Raw genomic sequence first — 15267 nt, forward strand, 5'->3', positions numbered from 1 at the left:
CCTAGAAGAGCTAAGGCAGCTTATCGATGAATCAATATTGATATACAATGAATTGAGGCCGCACTTGAGTTTAGGAATGAAAACACCAAACCAAGTGCATAAAAAAGACCAGGAGCAAAAGCTGCTGGCCTTCAATTAAAACCGTCAACGTATTTTAGGACGGGACAATATGTAAAAATTTTTTTCATATTGTTTGCAATATGAATATTTGAAAGCAACCACTCAAAAACTCTTACTATTTAAAGCTGATAAATCTGAACAAAAGCAACATTAGGAGTCATACCTTTGCATTACTCATCTAGATACATTTTATTTGTTGTTACCTTAATATTGATAAGTGCTTGTGCCAAATCTCCCACTGGGCGAAACCAATTAAAACTCTATTCCAGCTCCCAATTAGCTGGCATGGGAGAGCAAGCTTTTGACAGTATGAAAACTCAGCAAAGTGTTTCAAATAAAGTCGTAGCCAATCAATATGTACAATGTATTGCTAACGCTATTACTCAACATGTGCCAAATTCAGTCTTTGCTGGAGAATGGGAGCTGGTCGTCTTTGATGAACCTCAAGTCAATGCTTTCGCTCTACCTGGTGGCAAAATAGGAGTTTATACTGGTCTGATGGGTGTGGCGACAACCCAAGCTCAACTTGCTGCAGTCATAGGCCACGAGGTTGGTCATGTTATCGCTGAACATGGCAACGAAAGAATGTCTAGCAGTGCCCTAATTAATGTTGGGCTTGAAGTCACTAATCAGCTCTTAAAAACTAACCAAATTGCTAGCAGCAGCCTATTGATGGCAGGGTTAGGCCTTGGTGTCCAAGTTGGTGTGCAGCTACCTTTTAGCAGAACTCACGAATCTGAAGCTGATCTCATTGGGCTTGAGCTGATGGCAAGAGCAGGTTTTGATCCTAGAGAATCAGTGACACTTTGGGAAAATATGGCAAAGGCAAGTGGTGATAATCGACAAGCAGAGCTGCTATCAACCCATCCATTACCTGCCACGCGCATAAGCAACTTGAGTAAGAACATGGACAATGCCATGTTATTTTATATTGCAGCGACGACTAAACCTAAATGCGGCTAACTTAAAAATACCCAATAAAAAAGCCGCTAAATAGCGGCTTTTTAGGATACTCAAAAAGACTAGTCGTCTTTGTGTAAATGCACATCCATTTGAGGGAATGGAATAGAAATGCCTTCTTCGTCGAAACGTAATTTAACCGCTTCAGTAAAGTCAAATTTAACACCCCAGTAATCTGCAGCATTTACCCAAGGGCGAACTACAAAATTAACGCTGCTATCAGCTAGCTCAGCTACAGCAACTGTAGGAGCTGGATCTTTTAGTATACGGTCATCAGCAGCAACCATTTCGTTAAGTATTGCTTTAGCTTTCTTTAAATCGCTGTCATAACCAATACCAACGACCATGTCCACACGACGTGTTGGCTTGGCAGAAATATTAGTGATATTACCACTATAGATTGCACCGTTAGGAACGATAATTTCTTTATTATCAGGGCTAGTCATAACAGTTGTAAAAATACTGATGCTCTTAACTACACCTGAAGTACCACCAGCTTCGATGAAATCACCGGCTTTGAATGGTCTGAATACAAGAAGCATTACACCAGCAGCGAAATTCTGCAAAGAGCCTTGTAAAGATAGACCGATAGCTAAACCAGCAGCACCTAAAATAGCAACCAAAGAAGTAGTATCGACACCTAATTGGTCTAATGATGCAACAATAACAAATAACATCAATACCGCTTTTAGAATAGCCTTGATGAAATCGATAAGCATGTCGTCATATTTAGAACGAGCCATTACTTTTCCGAAAACGCCAATCAGTACGCCAACTATCATTTTACCTATAATGTATATAAGTAGTGCGAAAACTATATTGATCCCCCACGGAATGACGTAGGTATCAACCATTTGGGATATTTTTTCAGCATCAAAATCAAACATATGTTTCTCCATTGTTTATAATTATCAGAGTTTATTCAGTCAAACTCAAAAAACTGGGGCAAGGATAAATATTCGCCTCAGTAAAAGCCAGAAAAATTAGCGATTTATTATACTAAAAGACTAATTTTGCAAACAAACTTCCACCACTCGATATAATTTACAAATATTAAATTTCATAATATAAATTTTAATGATAGACTCAAAAAGGCAAGGTTATTTGTTAAGTTATATTAATATTTTTAAAGGAATTGAGAATGTTATTTGTCTATTTTTTAGTTTTATGTTTAGTTTCACTGCTAGTTTTTTCACTTACTAGAGACACAGGGAAACACACTAAACATGCTCGAAAAACTCTGTTATAACTCCTACTGTTCAAATCACTAAAAATTATTTTTAGAATTAAAACCGTTTAAGTAAAGTAACTGGACTGGGATAAAAACCTGTCTAGTTGAACTTTTTTGCCCTCCTTTTTGATTTAAGCTCTTGAGACTTGGTAACATTCGTAAAAAAGAGTACCCACTATGCGTATTATTAGAATTTATTACCCAAACCAACTATCCGTAGACAGCCATGTCACCCTTACCGATGATGCTACCAATCATTTAAGCAATGTATTAAGAGCCAAAGAAGGCCAAGCAATTGTGCTCTTTAATGGCGATGGCAACGAATATAGTGCTCACCTTATTGAAGTTAGTAAACGTAAAGTCGTGGCTTGTGTCGACTCAAAATTATCACTCAGTATTGAATCACCTTTAGATATACATCTGGCACAGGGTATTTCCCGTGGTGATAGAATGGAGTGGGTTATTCAAAAGTCTGTGGAATTGGGCGTTAAAGAAATTACACCTATCATCACCGAGCGATGTGGTGTCAAACTCAACCCACAACGTTGGCAAAAAAAGCATGAACAATGGCTTAAAGTAGCAATTGGAGCATGTGAACAAAGTGGTAGAAATATACTGCCAATACTTAACCCCCCTACTCTTTTTGCAGACTGGGTTACCATGTCCACCAACCAGTTAAGATTGACACTGCACCCCAGAGCAGAACAAGCTTTTAGGCATGTCAGCATACCTCAAGCAGGTGTGAGGCTACTAATCGGTCCTGAAGGAGGCTTTACTGATCAAGAAATATATAAAACCGAACAGAATGGCTTCCAAACGGTGCAGCTTGGTCCGAGAGTATTACGTACAGAAACAGCAGCAATTACTTCAATTTCAGCACTTCAGGCAATTCACGGCGACTTATAACAAGAATATAAAACAGAGGGAAATACGTAAGGGATTAGCAAAGAGTTAAACTAGCAAATGATGACAGTCCATGTTGGACTGCCATCAAACATACTACTAGTGCAGCATTCTTGTTTTAATCGTGCCATCAATTTTTTGTAATTGCTCAAACGCTTCACCCGCATAATCGGCTTCAACATCAATAACTACATAACCAATATTCTCATTTGTTTGTAAATATTGAGCTGCGATATTTAGACCTTTTTCAGCAAACGCTTGGTTGATTTGGGTTAATACTCCAGGTGCATTTTTATGAATATGCAGTAAACGTGATCGATCTGTATGCTCAGGTAAAGACACTTCAGGGAAATTAACAGCAGATAAAGTAGAGCCGTTATCGCTGTATTTAGCCAACTTACCAGCGACTTCAATACCAATATTTTGCTGAGCTTCTTGAGTACTACCACCAACATGGGGCGTTAAAATAACATTTTCAAATTTAGTCAGCGGCGATTCAAATAGTTCATTATTAGACTTAGGCTCCACTGGGAATACATCCACTGCCGCACCAGCTAATTTACCACTTTCTAAAGCAGCGACTAAAGCATCTATCTCAATAATGGTTCCGCGAGCAGCATTCATTAATATCGCGCCGTCTTTCATCATGGCGAACTCTTTAGGCCCAAACATGTTTTGAGTTTGTACTGTTTCAGGAACATGCAAACTTACAACGTCCGAGGTATTCAATAATTGCTCTAAGGTTTTAACTTGAGTTGAGTTACCTAAAACCAACTTGCTTTCAATATCATAGAACTGTACATGCATACCTAAATGTTCAGCGAGAATACTTAATTGCGTACCAATATGCCCATATCCAATGATACCTAAGGTTTTACCTCTGGCTTCAAATGAACCGACAGCACTCTTATCCCACACACCACGGTGAGCTTTCGCATTTTTAGCAGGAATGTCTCTTAGTAATAAAATCATTTGGCCAAGGGCAAGCTCTGCAACCGATCTAGTATTCGAAAATGGCGCGTTAAAAACTGGAATACCACGCTTTTGTGTGGCTTTAAGATCAACTTGATTGGTACCAATACAAAAACAGCCAACGGCCACTAACTTGTTCGCAGCATTAATAACCGCTTCCGTTAATTGGGTGCGAGAGCGGATACCGATAAAATGAACATCTTTAATTTTTTCAATTAACTCATCTTCTGGTAGTGACGTTTTTAGGTACTCGATATTTTCATAGCCATTGGAATGTAAGGTGTCTACTGCACTTTGGTGCAAGCCTTCCAACAACAAAATTTTAATTTTTTCTTTAGGTAATGACACTTTGCTCATAAGGATTCCCAGTTAAGAATTGCAATTAAAGACATCTGGACGTCTATTTGGATGAGAAAATAACAGAAAGCTAAGCATTAAGAAAGGTAAAAGATTGGATTAGTTAGACCAATTTATTAATTAGATATTCTTCGAAAAAACACTTGTTAAAAGAACACTAAAAAGCAGGCAGTAACCAAGTGCTTACTGCCTGCTTTTCAAGTGCTATTTTATAGTTTAGCTCGGCACTAAAGAAACATTTTCAAGGCATTCAAGCGCGTCTAAATTCTGCAGAGCTAACTGGCAACCATTCCCATAAAGGCCATAACCTTCAGAGCAATCTACCTGCCACTGACGCAACACATAGGCTGCTACAGCAGCTCGTTGCTTAATCGCTAACATACCTTTATCCATTCCATAATCCATTTCGATTGCCCTAGACTGGTTGAGCTTAGGATGAGGGATAAGTATTAATTCTACAAACCGGTTCCACTGTTCGTCATAGGGACTGGCCTCATGAACATGAAGCGCTTCTTCCATAAGATCAATAAAGGTAAAACGGGTACACACAAAGTCTCTAAATCTATTATTTTTTCTATCGAAGGCACGCACATGCCACCTATGACCATTATTAACCAATGAATGGGGAACAATAGCTCTTGTGGTTTCCCCAGAGCTAACTGATACATAACCACACTTAATTGCCTTTTTATTATGAATAGCTCGCATCAGACCACTAATAATATGGGTATCAGGATGGATCAAACGTACAGCATCAAAACATTGTTCTGTGGGTTGAACCCCAGTCGAAATCCCGTTACCAAAGCCACGGCTTAAAGATGACAAAATCACTTCAGGATCATGACGAAATATAGCCTGAAAGTCTTCGGTGCGATGATAACTCTTGGTTTGATGTTGGAGCACGAGGTTGTTGGGGGCTAACTCTTTATAAGTACTAAAATCTCGAGTACTTGCTGCTAACCCTGTTTTAAAGCGATGAATTAAATCAGTCCGTGCAACATGCCCAAAGAACTGCAAACTAAAATCAATAAAAGCTAAGCGATCTCGTTGTGCATGGGGTAACTCAGCTAAGTTTTTTTGAATTAAAGTGTCATTGGCCATTTTGTGCTCCTTTCATAGAAAGACTCATAATGAGTCGATATATCCAGATTAAATCACACCCTTCTTAAATACAATCATTTTGATTGCATCTTTTTCATGAGTTGATTTTCTATATCTATTATTTCAAATCCAAATTAAATAATTTAAGCCCGTGTATGTGATCCAATTAGACTTCACCTTTATAATGCAGCTAATTAGTCGTACTTAAGGAATTACAAAATGCTATTGCAACTTTCACCACTCCAAGCGCGAGTTATTGGTGTATTACTTGAGAAAGAAATCACTACCCCAGACCAATACCCCCTTTCTTTGAATGCTCTCACCCTAGGCTGTAACCAAAAAAGTAATCGAGAGCCTGTTATGCAATTAACTGAGTCTGAGGTACAAAACACCTTAGACGAGCTACGAGATAAAAAATTAATTTTTGAACATACAAGCTCTGGTAGCAGAGTGACTAAATACAAACATAGATTTTGTAATACTGAATTTAGTGATCTGAAATTCAGCCGCCAACAACTAGCTATTATATGCGTTATGTTATTACGTGGCCCGCAAACACCCGGTGAATTGAGAACTCGTACCAACCGATTAGCTGAGTTTGCGAATGTTGATGAAGTAGAAACCGCGCTTGGTTCCCTACATAACTTAAATGATCTGCAGTTGATCACTAAATTAGAACGAGAGCCCGGCAAGCGAGAGTCCCGTTATGGACACCTATTCTGCGGTGACATAGATTCAGAGGTAAATACGCCTTTACAAGCCTCGAATCCCTCTACGGCAAATGTAACAGGCTCAAACAAGATCGAGCGCAAAGAAACCAAGCAACGTATGAGTCGCATTGTTATTCATCAAGGTACAGTGTACCTATGTGGACAAGTTTGCGCAGATGCTACCCAAGGGATAGAGCAACAAACTCAAACCATGCTTGATAAAGTTGAGCAATTGTTAGCTGACGCTGGCAGTGATAAAGAGCATATGCTCAGTGCAACTATCTATATCAAAGACATGCAAGATTTTGCGGCCATGAATCAAGTGTGGGATAACTGGGTTCCTGAAGGTTTTGCTCCGGCTCGAGCTTGTGTACAAGCATCAATGGCTAGACCGGAACTACTAGTAGAAATATCCGTCATCGCAGCACAAAAATAACTAACAAAGATTGTTTTCTCAGCCTATTTTGATTCTGCAAAAAATGTCAATGAAGCAAATGAGTAACGTCGCCACACCTTTAATAATTAGGGTATGGCGAGTCTAACTTATGAAAGTTTCTTTAAGCACTGTAGTATCCATGCTTTTAGCTGCTGTTCAGACAAGCCACCGGAGACTCTTTCTATCTCTTTGCCATGGTGAAAAAATATTAAAGTGGGGATGCTTCTAATACTAGCTTCAGCAGAAATTTGCTGGGCTTGTTCCGTATTTACTTTTGCAAAAAGTATAGACTCAGACTGTTTGGCTACAGTTTCAAAAACCGGAGCCATAGCCTGACAAGGTCCACACCAAGTCGCCCAAAAATCAACGATCACTGGTAAATCGTTTTTTTCGATGTAGCGATAGAAATTAGAGCCAGTCAAGTCAACATAAGTGCTTGGAGCAGCTACTTTTTTGCATTTACCACACTTAGCTGAAGTATGGCTTTTACCTTCGGGTATTCGATTAATGGCAAAACAATGAGAGCAAACTAAATGCATTATAATCCTATTGATAATATATCTGTGTTAGAAAATGTAAGTTGATTATCTTCCCTTATTATCCAATTTTTAATGTGTAATTGCATGGCATCTAATCCTCCAATTTCTTTCAAAAAGTTATCAACCAAAGGTTTTTCAGATCCATTAAATTGATAATAACAGTTCAATACTCTTTGTACTTTCCATTGATGAAAACTAGCTATCGCACGGCGCTCGGTAACTTCGCCGATTGTAAAGCTATGCTCACCAATGCTTCTAGGTATTGCTGTGTTGTCAGGGTTCTCTGTGCTCCACTTTTCAAGATGTTTAACCGTACTTTCTAGTACGGGCCACTGCTCTTTAAACATCCTTTTTAACAAGGAAAGTAAACTCGTGGGAACCTCATCATTGTTTAAGTACCTACCTTCTGGAACATTTTTTTGATTCATCCTCAATACCCATTTAACAACATTGGGCGCCAGTGTATGCATAATTTTCCCTGGAGCAGGATCTCTGAATAGGTGGGCATAAAGGGGCCCCATTAATGCAAAATCTCCAACACAGGGTTTCGTCCCAAGTAAATAATCATGCTCAGCAAAGTGCTCATTCAAAAGCTTTAACACATGATTTTCATACCAATCCTCAATCGCAGGAATACTTTTCTCGGTTATCCCTAACATAGGAACAAAGCCCTTAAACTTCGCACCTACTTTTTTACCTACATAAGCACGAACAAAACTCGGCATATTAGGGAATACGACTTTTCCAAATTCTTCATAGATAAAAGGAAAATTATCTTTATTCCATCGATAATGCATAGCGGGTATTACCAGCCACTCATCTCCCCATATTTCAAATAGTTGAGAAACAAGTTTTTGCTTAGCAGTAACTGGGGTAACAGAGCGACTCGTGGGGGCTTGTTCTAGGGTATCTATTATATGAGCTGTATCTTGTAAATATTCACCAGCAGGAGTTTTTAACACCGGAACATAACGTACCCCAGTGTTAGGTACTATTACATTCTTGTACACTTTTAATGAGGAAAAAACCTCACGGTAAGCTAGTTGTTTATAATTTAGATATGATCTAGCCTTGCCTGTGTAAAGTGACATTGGCGCACCATATAAAGTGTATTCGTTAGACATGTAAATTCGCTTAAAGAGACTAAAGGGACATTGCTTAAACCGCCTTAAGCCTAAATACCTTTCAAATAAACGCCATTTATTTTACGAATACATAACAATAAATTACCTTATCAACCCTAACTGCAAGTCTTTATTTGATGTCTGTCATACTCAATAGCTTACTCACAGTATTCCAATTTCTAGCTGTGGCTGCGACACCTAAATACTTCTCTACTTTTGCCGCTAATTTTGAGCGGCCAATTCCATCTGGTGCATGCAGATAAAAAGCCGTGCCCAATAGCTCAAAGGTTTCACTCGCGGCTTTTAACCCCATTAAACTTTGTAAATCTGCAGAAGCAGCAGGCTTTGCTAAAAAATATACATGCAGGGTTTTAGGTTCTAGTTCTGCATTTTTAAAAGGATTACTGTTAGCTAAATCACTAAAGGATTCAGCAGTAAAGGCCATCACATTAATATTAAAACCAAACTTACTATTAATATTGGCTTTTATTTCAGATGCCAATAACTCGGCATTCTCACTTTGATGGAATAAAGATACATTGCCACTTTGAATATAGGTTTTAACCTCACTACAACCCATTGCCATTAAAAGGGATGACAAATGTTTCATGGGCAAACTATTTTTGCCACCAACATTTATGCCTCTTAATAGTACGATGAACTGTTTCACTAATTAGCCGCCAAAAAAGCCATTAAATTAGTAAGCATTTCTGCATGTTTAGGGTTAGCCTTTGGTACATCACAAGGCATAATTTCTTCAAGTAACGAGCCATCTATACCAATCTCAGAAACTTGCTCTTCATTAATAACCACATCAGCATGGCAAATTTCTAGCTCTTTAGGTAATTCATACAAAACACTAGTAGCCTGGTTGTACTCCATCAAACTTTTAACTCCAACAATTGGAGTAGTTCTATCGGCAGTAGAATGGGCGGCAAAAATAGGTAAGTCTACCTTGGCACCTTTTTCTAATAATTCCCTAACTGAAAAAATCACTTCAACCAATTCAAAAGCAGCAAAACGCGCGACCTGGGGGTACTTATATGGATTGGCATTCTCGGATTGATAATCACCATCTAAAAACTTTGCGAGTAACTGTATTCCCCATATATTCGCCATAAACTCTACGTTGGGATCTAATGCTAAGGCACCTGAAAACAAGGTTAAACCACTCACTTTTTCGGGATGTTGTAAAATGTATTCGGTAGCCAATGCACCGCCCGTTGAGAACCCACCTAAATAAATCTTATCACCTAGTTGCTCAGAGATAGCAGTCACCTTAGCAATATGTGAACGCCATCTATCAGCAAGCTCTGAGTCTTCCATATCAGCGTCTGGATCTATTTTTCCATGGCCAGGAAGCAGCGCCACAACCACATTAAAGCCTTCTTGATAGACGGCTTTAGCAATAGAGCGAAAGTAAAACGGTGAGTCACTTAGGCCATGAAACAACACCATCACTTTTTCAGTTTTAGCACCGTGATGCAAAATATAAGGGGCATTTTTGTCATTTCTTAACGCACTTGAGCAAACCCTAAACACATTTACCTCAGGATTTACGCAGCCTTGTGTAGACCCAAGCTCTGCCTGATAAAGTCCATCAAACTCGTCAAAAATAGGTTCAATGCTTTGAGCAGCAACAAAAAATGAAAAAGTGGTAGTTAAAAAAAGTACTAGGATAGACGTTTTCATATAGAGTATGTCTTGTTTTAAATTGTACTCATACTAATCTTAGTCACCTCAAGTGTTCAACCATAACCTACGAATATAATTAGGATTTTTGTTAAGCCACTAACGAAAGGCAGCATAAATAAGAGGCACACAAGGGTTAGCAAAATCCCTTGTGTTACATGGACGTTATGAAAAGCTCCCTTAACACTTCAGCAAAAATGCCTTTTTAGATTAGCTCTATCCACTGATAAACACCACATACAAAAATGGCGCCTAAGGCGCCATTCATAATCTTAATAACTTTTTACTTATGCGAAATAAGCTTCTAAATCATCAGAGCCGCCAATTAGCTTGCCACCGATAAAGACTTGAGGCCAAGACTCATTACCAGATAGAGCTTTAAGACCAGTGAAAGAAATCTCACGTCCCATTACAAACTCTTCATAAGCTAAACCTTTTTCGTCAAGCAGGTTCTTTGCTTTAGCACAGAATGGACAGCCAGGTTTAGTTAACACAGCTACTGGCTCAGGTTTAACAGCACTTGGAGCAATATACTCAAGCATAGTGTCTGCATCAGATACTTCAAACGGGTCGCCTGGTAAGTCAGGCTCGATGAACATTTTGTCCACTATGCCATCTTTAACCAACATAGAATAACGCCAGCTACGCTTTCCAAATCCTAAGTCAGCCTTATCTACTAATAGGCCCATGCCATCGGTAAATTCACCATTTCCATCAGGGATTAGAGTAACATTATCTGACTCTTGATCTTCAGCCCAAGCATTCATGACAAAGGTATCGTTAACTGACATACATACAATTTCATCTACGCCATTAGCTTTGAAAACATTTGCTAGTTCATTGTAGCGAGGTAAATGAGTAGAAGAACAAGTTGGTGTAAATGCTCCTGGAAGAGAAAATACAACCACTGTTTTACCTTTAAAAAGCTCATCGGTTGACACTTTTACCCACTCATCATTAACACGAGCTGGAAAAGTACAACTAGGGACTGCTTGACCTTCTTTATTTTCGAAATTTGGATTAGACATAAATTTTTATCCTTACATGTTTTGCTTGAATGGGGCCTGTGCCTCAAAGTGAAATTATAATAACCATATGATAGAAATATTAAAAATGATTAAAATAGATATCTACAATCTATTTTTTAGATTAACTCTAAATCTAATCTTTAAAAAAGCCACTATCTTGTTGGCTCAACATAGCTTCGATATCTTCAATATCAGGAAGTTCTGTTGTTTCTGCGTCTTTACTTGCCCCACAAGGAATAGATTTTCCTTCTTCAGCCCATTCACCTAAATCAATGAGTTGACATTGTTTACTACAAAATGGACGAAATTGACTTGTAGGTATCCACTCAACCTTGGTTTGACAGTGGGGGCAATTCACTACAGTAGGCATATTAATATTGCTCTTTATGGTTTATTTAACAACAAGCTAATTTAAAGTTAACGGTAGAGTCGACAGCGGTACTACCATTCATATCAGCGACAAATAACGTAAAACGAATTGCATAACGGTATTTATTGCCTGATAACATAGGATAATATCCTTGGTCAGTTGCAGCCAATACTCGTATCAACTCGTTTTTGTCTTCAGCAATACCTTGATAAAAGCCTTTTTCGGCCTCAACGTCTGTAAAGCGCCCTCTTTCTCTTAAAAAGGACAAAGTAACTTCCATCGATTGCTGAATTGGCTTAAGTTCTTCTAACCATGCCAACACCTGCTGTTGTTTAAAAGCTAGAGGTTGTTGTAACCAATAGTGTAAATTAGGTAAATCAAAACTACAGGTGCCACCAGGAATAGAAAACCTTTGTCTTATTGATGACAGTAAGCGGTCTTCTTTTAATTCTGCACCAACTTTTTTGTTAGTTCTTAATGATTCTCTAAGGCGTAATATTTTTTTAAGGGCAAACTGCAATGCCTCTTCATCAATATTGGGGTGTTTAGACCAAATCACTAGGTTTTTTTCATGGAGCTCAATATCTTTGAGCACATCATTACGCAGGTCTATGCGCTCTGTTAAGTCTAACAGAGTAAAGAGACAGTCTAAAAAATTGATATATTGCCAGTCTTCAACAGCATTCTTGCCTTGCTCAAGCTGCTTAAATAACTGCTCAAGTCTGAGGTAAATTCGCACCTTTTCATTGAGAGGAAATTCATAAATAGCTTGAGACATTGTGACCTTTAAATTTGTTACGTGGTAATTCACGTTATTGAACGAGTAAATACCATTGTAAAGAATTTTTAGTCAAATCAATAGGCTAAAATTGTTAGCTAGTTTTATTTTTAGCCAAATCTAAATATCTATGATGTAGCAAACTGACTTGTTGCTGTAAATTTTCAGTTGGGCCATTGTTATCAATTACATCATCAGCAAACGCCAACCTTTGCTCCCTAGTGGCTTGGGATTTCATAATTGCTTGAATTTGCTCAGTATTACTTTTATCTCTGAGTATGGTTCGCGCCAATTGCTGGCTTTCAGAAACATCAACAATTAATACTCTATCGACCATCTCATACAATTTATTTTCAATCAGTAAAGGAACACTCAATAAACAATAACTAGACTTGGCGTCTTGTATTTGTTTTGCCATCTCAGTTCTAATGGCGGGATGCAGCAAGTTATTTAACCAGTTTTTATGCTCGGCATTACTAAAAATCAATTGCCTAAGCTGACTTCTATTAAGCTCACCCTGCTTATCTAGTATTTGCGGGCCAAATTTTTCAGTTATGGCTTGTAAACCTTGGGTACCAGGTTCAACTACCTGCCTTGCCACTACATCAGCATCAATGACGTCGATATCAAACTGCTTAAAACAGTCAGTGACTGTGGTTTTTCCACTGCCAATTCCACCGCTTACCCCTATTACATACGAGCTCATGGCAGGATCAGTACCCAATATTGTGCCACCAACCAGTCACCAAACATTAAAGTTAACCAGCCAGCTGCAGCTAGATAAGGTCCAAAGGGAATAGGCTGACTTTTATCTTTGCCCTGCATTGTCAATAAGCTAATACCAACCACTGCACCCACAAATGACGAGAGTAAAATAACAACAGGTAAATGCTGCCAACCTACCCATGCACCTATAGCTGCCAGTAGCTTAAAATCACCATATCCCATGCCTTCCTTACCAGTCAGCAACTTAAAAGCCCAATAAAGACTCCATAAGCTCAAATAACCTACTGCCGCTCCAATGATGGCATCAGTTGGGGTGACAAAACTGCTGTTGATACTCAGTAAAAGTCCCATCCACAGTAGCGGTAGGGTTAATTGGTCGGGCAATAACATAGTATCTAAGTCTATAAATGTCATTGCAATCAATAGCCAAGTCGCTACAACGGCAGCAACAGCAGCCAAGCCAAATCCAAAATGCCAGGCAACTAAAGCCGATAACAAGCCTGTGGCTAACTCAACTAGTGGGTAACGGATCGGAATAGGTAGTTTGCATTGGCTACATTTTCCGCCAAGAACTAACCAACTAAGTACTGGAATATTTTCCCAAGGTTTAATTTTGTGTTGGCACTTAGGGCAAGTTGAGTCAGGTTTAACTAAGTTAAAGGTTTCTGTGGTACTTAGGGCAGCACCTTTTGTTTGGGAGCCACTAGCTTGAGAAGCCTCCTTTTGCGATAAAAGATACTCGTCAATCTCTGCTTTCCAGCCCCTTTCCATCATCACAGGTAAACGATAAATCACCACGTTTAAAAAGCTGCCCACCAACAGACTGATAATAAAAACCACAGATATAAATAAGGCGGGATTATCCGCCATAAGTTGTAAAGAAGAGTGCATACTTAAACTTAATAAGTTAAATGAAAAGGTAGCTTGCCAGATTTTGAATTAGCAAGCTATCACAAGGCTAAAAACAGCTTAGATTTACTAAAAGTAATTTTAAATAGAGCTAAACCACATTGCCCATATCAAATATTGGTAGGTACATGGCAACAATTAAGCCCCCGATAACCACACCTAATACAGCCATAATCATAGGCTCTAACAGGCTAGTTAAGCCATCAACCATATCATCCACCTCAGCCTCATAAATATTCGCCACCTTACCTAACATTTCATCCACAGATCCTGATTCTTCACCTATAGCTATCATTTGCACCACCATCTCTGGGAATGTCCCAGTAGAGCGCATGGCCGCATTCATTTGAATACCACCGGCCACTTCTTTTTTAACGAATAAAATGGCATCTCTAAATACTGCATTACCGGCTGCACCAGCAGCAGAGTCTAAGGCACCAATCAAAGGTACACCTGCAGCAAAGGTTGTAGATAAGGTTCGGGTAAACCGAGCCACCGATGCTTTTTTAAGAATTTCACCTATTACAGGAATTTTTAAAACCTTTTTATCTACCGAATCCCTTAGGTTTCGAGACTTTGCATGGGCTTTTTTAAACAAAAATCCGAAAGCAAACAATCCCATGCCCACAAATACCCCGTAGTCTTGCATAAATCTGGATATACCTAATACAAATTGGGTAAAAGCCGGAAGCTCAGCCCCAAAGCTTGAGAATATCTCTTCAAACTGAGGCACTACAAAAATAAGCAAAATTGTCGTAACAATTAACGCCACTACTACAACGGCAATGGGGTAAAACATGGCCTTTTTAATTTTTGATTTTAAGGCTTCGGCCTTTTCTTTATATAGAGCTATTCGGTCATAAATAGTCTCTAGGGCACCAGACTGCTCACCAGTTTCAACCAAATCACAATATAAGTCGTCAAAATATTTAGGGTGCTTGCGTAAAGTGTTAGACAATGGATTACCAGCACTAACTTCAGCGGTAATTTCAACCAAAAGCTTGCGCATACTCACATTAGCATGGCCTGTGGCTATCATTTCTAAGGTTTGTATTAGGCTTACACCTGCAGTTAACATAGTTGCTATTTGCCTAGATAACATAGCAATATCTGCAGGAGTTATTTTTTCTCCCCCTTTACCAAATAGCGGCTTAGCTAATTTTTTCACTCGCTTGGCTGCAATACCTTGCCTTCGAAGCTGGTTTTTAGCTTCAAGGACTGTCATGGCCGAAATCTCACCTTTTACAGCTTGGCCATTTTTATTGTTGCCTTGATAAGTAAAAGTCGTTGGGGTCGTAGATGCCATAATGG

17 protein-coding genes are annotated in these 15267 nt (G+C 38.9%); 4 read left to right on the plus strand and 13 right to left on the minus strand.

Features of this window, described 5'->3' with window-relative positions:
• Both ACMUMK_RS15355 and ACMUMK_RS15360 read left to right on the plus strand, forming a co-directional pair.
• Positions 1–139, plus strand: a 139-nt coding sequence (locus tag ACMUMK_RS15355) for an integrase core domain-containing protein (RefSeq protein ID WP_414702016.1), incomplete at its 5' end; no start/stop codon positions are given.
• A 266-nt stretch (positions 140–405) separates the two neighbouring features.
• Positions 406–1083, plus strand: a complete 678-nt coding sequence (locus tag ACMUMK_RS15360; RefSeq protein ID WP_414702236.1) for a M48 family metallopeptidase — start codon at positions 406–408, stop codon at positions 1081–1083.
• Between the two features lie 59 nt (positions 1084–1142).
• On the opposite strand, the gene ACMUMK_RS15365 is transcribed toward ACMUMK_RS15360, so the two are convergent.
• Complete coding sequence (locus ACMUMK_RS15365) at positions 1143–1967, minus strand: mechanosensitive ion channel family protein (protein ID WP_414702028.1); 825 nt, start codon at positions 1965–1967, stop codon at positions 1143–1145.
• 521 nt (positions 1968–2488) lie between these two features.
• Here ACMUMK_RS15365 and ACMUMK_RS15370 point away from each other — a divergent pair.
• Positions 2489–3217 (plus strand): 16S rRNA (uracil(1498)-N(3))-methyltransferase, encoded by a 729-nt coding sequence (locus ACMUMK_RS15370; protein ID WP_414702029.1) that lies wholly within the window; start codon positions 2489–2491, stop codon positions 3215–3217.
• 96 nt (positions 3218–3313) lie between these two features.
• On the opposite strand, the gene serA is transcribed toward ACMUMK_RS15370, so the two are convergent.
• Both serA and ACMUMK_RS15380 read right to left on the minus strand, forming a co-directional pair.
• Complete coding sequence (gene serA / locus ACMUMK_RS15375) at positions 3314–4543, minus strand: phosphoglycerate dehydrogenase (protein WP_414702030.1); 1230 nt, start codon at positions 4541–4543, stop codon at positions 3314–3316.
• Positions 4544–4759: 216 nt separating this feature from the next.
• On the minus strand, positions 4760–5644 hold the full coding sequence (locus ACMUMK_RS15380; protein WP_414702031.1) for a WYL domain-containing protein: 885 nt from the start codon (positions 5642–5644) through the stop codon (positions 4760–4762).
• Between the two features lie 225 nt (positions 5645–5869).
• Here ACMUMK_RS15380 and ACMUMK_RS15385 point away from each other — a divergent pair, with 225 nt between their 5' ends.
• A complete protein-coding gene (locus tag ACMUMK_RS15385) occupies positions 5870–6790 on the plus strand; it encodes a DUF480 domain-containing protein (protein ID WP_414702237.1) in 921 nt (306 codons plus the stop codon).
• A gap of 107 nt (positions 6791–6897) precedes the next feature.
• On the opposite strand, the gene trxC is transcribed toward ACMUMK_RS15385, so the two are convergent.
• From trxC to ACMUMK_RS15435, 10 genes are all read right to left on the minus strand, one after another.
• Entirely contained in the window at positions 6898–7329 is a 432-nt protein-coding gene (trxC, locus tag ACMUMK_RS15390) for a thioredoxin TrxC (protein WP_414702032.1), read from the minus strand.
• Complete coding sequence (locus tag ACMUMK_RS15395; protein ID WP_414702033.1) at positions 7329–8453, minus strand: glutathione S-transferase N-terminal domain-containing protein; 1125 nt, start codon at positions 8451–8453, stop codon at positions 7329–7331. The genes trxC and ACMUMK_RS15395 overlap by 1 nt, the downstream gene beginning before the upstream one ends.
• Positions 8454–8583: 130 nt before the next feature.
• Positions 8584–9123 (minus strand): DUF1697 domain-containing protein, encoded by a 540-nt coding sequence (locus ACMUMK_RS15400; RefSeq protein WP_414702034.1) that lies wholly within the window; start codon positions 9121–9123, stop codon positions 8584–8586.
• Positions 9123–10145: an alpha/beta hydrolase gene (locus ACMUMK_RS15405; protein ID WP_414702035.1), complete on the minus strand. Its 1023-nt coding sequence runs from the start codon at positions 10143–10145 to the stop codon at positions 9123–9125. Before ACMUMK_RS15405 ends, ACMUMK_RS15400 begins: the two co-directional genes overlap by 1 nt.
• 287 nt (positions 10146–10432) lie before the next feature.
• Positions 10433–11173, minus strand: a complete 741-nt coding sequence (locus ACMUMK_RS15410; protein WP_414702036.1) for a glutathione peroxidase — start codon at positions 11171–11173, stop codon at positions 10433–10435.
• A 133-nt stretch (positions 11174–11306) separates the two neighbouring features.
• Positions 11307–11543 (minus strand): DNA gyrase inhibitor YacG, encoded by a 237-nt coding sequence (gene yacG / locus ACMUMK_RS15415; RefSeq protein WP_414702037.1) that lies wholly within the window; start codon positions 11541–11543, stop codon positions 11307–11309.
• Between the two features lie 25 nt (positions 11544–11568).
• Complete coding sequence (gene zapD / locus ACMUMK_RS15420; protein WP_414702038.1) at positions 11569–12321, minus strand: cell division protein ZapD; 753 nt, start codon at positions 12319–12321, stop codon at positions 11569–11571.
• A 94-nt stretch (positions 12322–12415) separates the two neighbouring features.
• Positions 12416–13027, minus strand: coding sequence for a dephospho-CoA kinase (gene coaE / locus ACMUMK_RS15425; protein ID WP_414702039.1), 612 nt, complete (start codon positions 13025–13027; stop codon positions 12416–12418).
• Positions 13024–13938 (minus strand): prepilin peptidase, encoded by a 915-nt coding sequence (locus ACMUMK_RS15430; RefSeq protein WP_414702040.1) that lies wholly within the window; start codon positions 13936–13938, stop codon positions 13024–13026. Before ACMUMK_RS15430 ends, coaE begins: the two co-directional genes overlap by 4 nt.
• A gap of 109 nt (positions 13939–14047) precedes the next feature.
• Positions 14048–15262, minus strand: coding sequence for a type II secretion system F family protein (locus ACMUMK_RS15435; RefSeq protein WP_414702041.1), 1215 nt, complete (start codon positions 15260–15262; stop codon positions 14048–14050).
• Between the last annotated feature and the right edge of the window lie 5 nt (positions 15263–15267).

Origin of the sequence: Paraglaciecola sp. 2405UD69-4, from assembly GCF_047525415.1 — a bacterium.
GTDB lineage: Bacteria > Pseudomonadota > Gammaproteobacteria > Enterobacterales > Alteromonadaceae > Paraglaciecola.

What these genes read in the sequence shown, in the direction of transcription:
- ACMUMK_RS15360 (WP_414702236.1), top strand. Translation starts at nt 406, where the DNA reads ATGGGAGAGCAAGCTTTTGACAGTATGAAAACTCAGCAAAGTGTTTCA.
- ACMUMK_RS15365 (WP_414702028.1), bottom strand. Translation starts at nt 1,967, where the DNA reads ATGTTTGATTTTGATGCTGAAAAAATATCCCAAATGGTTGATACCTAC.
- ACMUMK_RS15370 (WP_414702029.1), top strand. Translation starts at nt 2,489, where the DNA reads ATGCGTATTATTAGAATTTATTACCCAAACCAACTATCCGTAGACAGC.
- serA (WP_414702030.1), bottom strand. Translation starts at nt 4,543, where the DNA reads ATGAGCAAAGTGTCATTACCTAAAGAAAAAATTAAAATTTTGTTGTTG.
- ACMUMK_RS15380 (WP_414702031.1), bottom strand. Translation starts at nt 5,644, where the DNA reads ATGGCCAATGACACTTTAATTCAAAAAAACTTAGCTGAGTTACCCCAT.
- trxC (WP_414702032.1), bottom strand. Translation starts at nt 7,329, where the DNA reads ATGCATTTAGTTTGCTCTCATTGTTTTGCCATTAATCGAATACCCGAA.
- ACMUMK_RS15395 (WP_414702033.1), bottom strand. Translation starts at nt 8,453, where the DNA reads ATGTCTAACGAATACACTTTATATGGTGCGCCAATGTCACTTTACACA.
- ACMUMK_RS15405 (WP_414702035.1), bottom strand. Translation starts at nt 10,145, where the DNA reads ATGAAAACGTCTATCCTAGTACTTTTTTTAACTACCACTTTTTCATTT.
- ACMUMK_RS15410 (WP_414702036.1), bottom strand. Translation starts at nt 11,173, where the DNA reads ATGTCTAATCCAAATTTCGAAAATAAAGAAGGTCAAGCAGTCCCTAGT.
- yacG (WP_414702037.1), bottom strand. Translation starts at nt 11,543, where the DNA reads ATGCCTACTGTAGTGAATTGCCCCCACTGTCAAACCAAGGTTGAGTGG.
- zapD (WP_414702038.1), bottom strand. Translation starts at nt 12,321, where the DNA reads ATGTCTCAAGCTATTTATGAATTTCCTCTCAATGAAAAGGTGCGAATT.
- coaE (WP_414702039.1), bottom strand. Translation starts at nt 13,027, where the DNA reads ATGAGCTCGTATGTAATAGGGGTAAGCGGTGGAATTGGCAGTGGAAAA.
- ACMUMK_RS15430 (WP_414702040.1), bottom strand. Translation starts at nt 13,938, where the DNA reads ATGCACTCTTCTTTACAACTTATGGCGGATAATCCCGCCTTATTTATA.
- ACMUMK_RS15435 (WP_414702041.1), bottom strand. Translation starts at nt 15,262, where the DNA reads ATGGCATCTACGACCCCAACGACTTTTACTTATCAAGGCAACAATAAA.